Raw genomic sequence first — 6,576 nt, 5'->3', positions numbered from 1 at the left:
TTCAATTGTACATTCAACATATTACCAAAATTACTAGATATTAAAATTAAGTTTATTGTAAAATAAAAAAACCCTATTAAGGGTTTTTTCATTATTGAACTTGTTTTCCTAAGAAGTTTGATGCTATTTTAAGTATTTTTTCATCAACTTCAGAAAGTAGTTCTGTACCTTTAGAAACGACTGTTATAGAGCCTATACAATCACCTGATGAACTTACTATTGGCATAATTATTTGGTGTGTATATTCCATAGGGTCATCTTTACATAGAGAAACTAACTTACTATCTTTAAATGACTTTGTTTCTCTATTTTCTATCATCTGCTCTAAATCATTACTTATACTTTTTTCTTTATATTCTTTTTTAGGAAGTTTAGATACAGCTATTATAGAATCTAAATCTGTAACTATTACTCCACATCCTAATGTTTCACCTAGAGTTTCTGCATATTCTTGAGAAAATTCATTTAATTCACCTATAGGTGAATATTTTTTTAAGATTACCTCTCCATCTTTAGCTGTAAATATTTCTAAAGGATCTCCTTCTCTTATACGTAAAGTTTTTCTTATTTCTTTAGGAATAACAACTCTTCCAAGGTCATCTATTCTTCTAACTATTCCAGTTGCTCTCATTCTAATTATCCCTCCAGTTAGTAACTTTACGCTTATTTTTACCAACCATAAGAAAAATATGCAAAAAAAGCTATGTATTACTATACATAGCTTTTTTAATTAAAAATTAACTTTTTTTAATACATCTTCATTTTTTTCTACTTTGGCTTTTTTTGCTATTTCTTCTATATTAGCTATATACTTATCTTCTATTAAAGTATTTTTTATCTCATCTTTAACATCTTCAAATGGAAGTTGCTCATCTATCTTATCATACACCTTTATTATATGATACCCAAATTGAGACTCTACTATATCAGATATTTCTCCTACTTTTAAGCTAAATGCTGCATTTTCAAATGGCTCAACCATTTGTCCTTTAGTAAAGTATCCTAAATCTCCACCATTAGCTGCTGAACCTGTATCATCAGAGTACTCTTTTGCAAGTTCTGAGAATTCCTCGCCACTTTTTGCTTTTTTAAGAACTTCTTCAGCTTTCTTTTTAGCTTCTTTTTTCTTAGCTTCTGATAATTCTTTACCATTTTCATCTACTGTAGATATAAGTATATGAGATGCTTTTACTTCATCTTTATAATAGTCTTTTTTATGTTCCTCATAATACTTTTTCATTTCTTCATCTGATATTTTAACATTTTTTTCAAAGTTTTCTTTATAATTTTGTATTGTTAAATCTTGTTCTTGTTGTTGTCTAAGATATGTATCATCTATACCTTTTTCTTCTAATTTCTTTTTATAATCTTCATCTGCATCTATATTTTTCTTTAATTCTTCAAAGGCCTTATCAACTTCTTCTTTAGAAGGAGTTAATCCATCTTTTTTAGCTTGCTCAATAACTGCTTCTATATCTATCATTTGATCAAGCATTATTTCTTTGAATTTATCTTTATATTTCACTCCATCTTCAACTTCTGTATCCCATATCGTAGTTCCATACATAGCTTCTAGAGATTCTTTATACAACTCTAGTGTTGATTTATATTGCTTTACTGTTATATTATTTCCATTTACTGTTGCTACTACTTCGCTATCACTTGATTTACTACTACATCCTACTGCTGATATGCATAGTAAAGAAGATAAAGCTAATGCCATAATTCTTTTCAAATTAAACACCCTTTCTAATTATTGATTTGATTTTAAATTACACATATTCTCTAGTAATTCTTCTAATTCATTAACTATATTATAACCTATTTTTTCCTTTGTTTTGTATCTAGTTAAAGGATTTAGTAATATTTCATCTTTAATTTGTCTTACTTTTTCTATTTTTAACTTTTTACATAAAGTTTTAATGTAAGCTATTTTTAATAATGTTTCTACAGCTTTAGGTATATCTGAGAATCTATCTTCTAATTCTTCTTGAATTTCATACATATCCTCTTTACTTTCTATAGATGCTATTTTTTTATACATTTCTATCTTAATTAATTCATCACTAATATAGTTATCTGGTATATAGGCATTTACACTTAAATCTATTTCAACATCTACTTCTTCAGTAATATCTTCACCCTTAACTTTTTTAATTGCTTCATTTAACATTTTTACATATAAGTCGTATCCTATTACAGACATATGACCATGTTGTTGTGAACCTAATATATTTCCAGCACCTCTTATTTCAAGGTCTCTCATTGCTATCTTAAATCCTGAACCAAACTCAGTAAATTCTCTTATAGCCTTTAATCTCTTCTCTGCAATTTCACTAAGTGCCTTGTCCTTTTCGTACATTAAATATGCATAACCTTGTCTAGTACTTCTTCCAACCCTTCCTCTTAATTGGTAAAGTTGAGCAAGACCCATCTTATCTGCATCATAAACTATCATAGTATTAGCATTTGATATATCCATACCTGTTTCTATAATTGTTGTACAGACTAGAACATTAAATTCTTTATTTAAGAACCCTAATATTATATTTTCAAGGTCTTTAGAAGTCATCCTACCATGAGCAATAGCAACCTTTGCATCTGGTACTAATCTTTGAACCATACTAGCCATTTCTTCAATTCGCTCAACTCTATTATATACAAAGAATACCTGTCCACCTCTAGCTATTTCTCTTTCTATTTCATCTTGAATTATACTTTCTTTAGCTTCTGTAACATAAGTTATTACAGGATGTCTTTCTTGCGGCGGCTCCTCTATAACACTCATATCTCTTATTCCACTTAAAGACATATGAAGAGTTCTTGGTATAGGAGTTGCAGATAAAGTAAGTACATCTACAGTAGATTTAATTTTCTTTAAAGATTCTTTATGCTTTACTCCAAATCTTTGCTCTTCGTCTATTACAACTAAACCTAAATTAGGCATATTTATATCTTTAGATATTATCCTATGAGTTCCTATTAAAACATCTACTAATCCTTTTTTAGCATCTTCTATTACTTGTTTTTGTTGCTTAGGAGTTTTAAATCTACTTAAAACCTCTACTCTTATTGGATATCCTTCAAATCTTTCCTTAAATGTATTGTAATGTTGTTGAGCTAGTATAGTCGTTGGAACTAGTACTGCTACTTGTTTTTGGTCCATACAAGCTTTAAATACTGCTCTTATAGCAACCTCTGTTTTACCATATCCAACATCTCCACATACAAGTCTATCCATTACTTTATCTGATTCCATGTCTTTTTTAGTTTCTTCTATAGCCTTTAATTGGTCATCAGTTTCTTGATGTGGGAATAATGATTCAAACTCACCTTGCCATGGAGTATCTTTAGAGAATCTATATCCTTTTATTTTTTCACGTTTAGCGTAAAGCTCTATAAGGTCTTTGGTCATATCTTCTATTTCTCTTTTAACCTTAGCTTTAGCCCTTGTCCATTCGTTAGTTCCAAGTTTATTTAACTTAACCTTATCTTCTTCAACACCTATATATTTTTGTACCTTATCCATTTGATCTATTGGTACATACAGGTTATCTCCACCTTGGTAAACTAACTTCATATAGTCTTTCTTTATGTTATTTACAGTTATTTGTTCAATTCCTGTGTATCTACCAACACCACTATTTTCATGAACAACATAATCACCTATATTTAAATCTAAGAAGGATTCTATCTTTTTGCCTTTTTTATTTTTCTTAGATTTAGAAGTTGAAGTTCTCTTATGAACCCCTATCATTTCATTATCTGTAATTACTACAAACTTTATAGATTTATACTCAAATCCACTAGTTATACGAGCTGGTATAATAACTATCTGAGATGATTTTATTTCTATATCTCTATCTTGAGATATAATACATTCTAAGCCTAAATCTAATAAGTCATTATGTAATTTTTTTGCTCTATCATATGTGTTAGTAGCAAGTATTATTTTATAGCCATTGTATTTTAATCTATTTAATTCTTCTACTAAAACATCCACTTTAGCATTAAAAGTTGGAACTTCTCTAGAATCAAAATTAACTATAGATTTTACATTCAAATCATTTATTGGCTTTGGTAAAAGTGTATTTAATACTAATCTTCTACCTTCTGATAAGATTTCTAAATCACTATATGTGTATATTAATTTACCTTGATCTTTTATAGCCAAACCTCTCTCAAGATTTAACTTATAGTTTTCTTTAAATTCATTTAAATAGTTTTCGCATCTTTCTTTAGTTCTACTTATATCATTAAAGAATACTATAGCGTTTTCTTGTAAGTATGTAAAAATACTCTTATTTTCCTCAGGGTATAAATAATCAATATAATTTTCTATACCTTCAAAATAAGTCTTACTACTTATATTATCTATATTTAAAAACACATCATCGTTAGTATATTTACTTGTATCTTTTTTTATTTTATCTACAGCATTTTCAACATCTTTAGGATATATAAATTCTCTTGATGGAGTTATTGAAAATTCTTTTATTTTCTTAATAGATTTTTGTGAGAATATATCAAAAGTTCGTATAGAATCGATTTCATCATCAAATAATTCCATACGAATAGGATTGTTATACTCTAGTGAGAATATATCAACTATTCCACCTCTTATACTAAACTGTCCAAATCCCTCTACCTTTGAAACTCTTTCATACCCTAAATTTACTAAAGTTTCGCTAAGACCTTCTAAGTTTAAAGTATCACCTATTTCATAAGTATAAATATTTTCTAAAAGTACTTCTTTAGGTATATATTTTCTCATAACAGCTTCAATAGATGTTACTAAGATTATATTATCTCCTTTAGCTAACTTTAATAGTACCTTTAATTTTTTTGCCTCTTCACTTCTATCCTTTGCATCCAAATGGTAAAATAAAATATCTTGAGAACCAAGATACTCTACATTATCTTTCATATAAAAACTTAAATCATCATAAACCTTTTTAGCTTCTAAATCACTATTTGTTATAAAAATAGTTTGTCTATTTAAATCTCTATACATAGAATAAGCTATATGTGGTTTTTGAACTGCTAAAAGGCCATTAATTAATAATGAGCCTTTTTTATTATTTATGCAGTTGATTATATCTTTATATTCTTTTGAATTTTGCAAAGGGTATACAAATATGTCATTCATATTAAATTCCCCTCTCACTATCCGTTGTATTTATTCATAGCCATATCTATATTTTCTTTAATCATAGATTCTACTGCTTTATAAGCCTTTTCAAGACCTATTTCTAAGTCAGCTGATTCTTCTTTTCTAAATCTAGAAAGTACGAAATCCGCTAAATCTTGACCTTTCATAGGCTTTGATACTCCAACTCTTATTCTTGGGAAATCTCCAGAACCTAAACATTTTACAATAGATCTCATCCCATTATGAGTTCCTGCACTTCCCTTTTTTCTTATTCTTAATTTTCCAACATCTAAATCTATATCATCATATATTACTATTATATTGTCCAAATCAACCTTATAGTAATTATATATATCTATTAATGTTTCTCCACTTAAATTCATATAAGTTTGTGGCTTAACTAAAAGAACTTTCTCAGAACCTATTCTTCCTTCACCTATTAATGCCTTATGTTTTATTTTCGTCACAGATATTCCATTTTCCTTTGCTAAAATATCTATAACATTAAATCCTACGTTATGTCTTGTGTTCTCATATTGTTTTCCAGGATTACCTAGACCTACTACTACGTACATAGTGTTCCTCCTTAATTACTTATTATGTCAAACCAAAAGTTGAATATATCAAAATTGGTTAATATTATCAAAACTGTCGCTAGTGATATAAATGGTGCAAATGGTATTTTTCTTATTTTATCACTTTTTGCTAAAAGTATATATACACAATATACTGATGCTAAAACAAATGATAAAGCTATTAAATATAAGGAATAATTTTTGCCTAGCGCAAAACAACATAAGCCATATAGACCTATGTCACCTTCTCCTAATCCCTTAGTTGTTTTAGCTATTATATATGGTACTATAATTCCTATTATAAATGCTAGTAAATATTTTTTTATATCTGGAGATATAAAAAGTAAAATACCTTGGATTATTATACCACTAATTACTGTTATATCGTATATGTATGTTGTATGATAATCTATTATTGAAATTATGATTATAAATGGTATAAGTGATAAGTATTTTATTGATTGTATTGTTATTCCATACTTTTGATAAATTAACACCATACACAAAATCATTAATGTATAAATTATTATAGTGTTAGATTTTGTTCTTTTTAATTCATCACAAATATTATAAATTTGACTATTACAAATATAAGATATTACTATTGAAATTAATATTATATATATCATAAGTTAATAATAGTAGTAGGTTACTACTATTATTAACTTTAAATTTATTGTGTAATCACTCATATAACTTGTTTACTATTTTTATATAATAACTTCAATTTTTACTATAATATTTTTGCAACCTTAAGAAAAACTGGTATATTAGAATAATCCAATATACCAGTTCATTATACTTGTTCCATATAAAATACTTATCAATGCCCCTACAGATATAAATGGG

Annotated in this window: 5 protein-coding genes; all 5 read right to left on the bottom strand. The window is 27.4% G+C overall.

The genetic code is table 11. From position 1 onward, the window contains the following. Positions 1–91 precede the first annotated feature (91 nt). Positions 92–631, bottom strand: coding sequence for a stage V sporulation T C-terminal domain-containing protein (locus G3997_RS00185; protein ID WP_296646189.1), 540 nt, complete (start codon positions 629–631; stop codon positions 92–94). Positions 632–730: 99 nt separating this feature from the next. After that, a complete protein-coding gene (locus tag G3997_RS00180; RefSeq protein ID WP_296646186.1) occupies positions 731–1,735 on the bottom strand; it encodes a peptidylprolyl isomerase in 1,005 nt (334 codons plus the stop codon). Positions 1,736–1,753: 18 nt separating this feature from the next. Then, on the bottom strand, positions 1,754–5,149 hold the full coding sequence (gene mfd / locus G3997_RS00175; protein ID WP_296646180.1) for a transcription-repair coupling factor: 3,396 nt from the start codon (positions 5,147–5,149) through the stop codon (positions 1,754–1,756). Between the two features lie 17 nt (positions 5,150–5,166). Then, positions 5,167–5,727, bottom strand: a complete 561-nt coding sequence (gene pth, locus G3997_RS00170) for an aminoacyl-tRNA hydrolase (RefSeq protein ID WP_296646176.1) — start codon at positions 5,725–5,727, stop codon at positions 5,167–5,169. Between the two features lie 11 nt (positions 5,728–5,738). Then, positions 5,739–6,227, bottom strand: a complete 489-nt coding sequence (locus G3997_RS00165; protein WP_296646171.1) for a prepilin peptidase — start codon at positions 6,225–6,227, stop codon at positions 5,739–5,741. Between the last annotated feature and the right edge of the window lie 349 nt (positions 6,228–6,576).

The organism is Romboutsia sp. 13368 (genome assembly GCF_018336475.1).
In the GTDB taxonomy this organism is placed as follows: domain Bacteria; phylum Bacillota; class Clostridia; order Peptostreptococcales; family Peptostreptococcaceae; genus Romboutsia.
The sequence above is the reverse complement of the archived record's forward strand: the minus strand, read 5'-3'. Positions and strand labels throughout refer to the sequence as shown.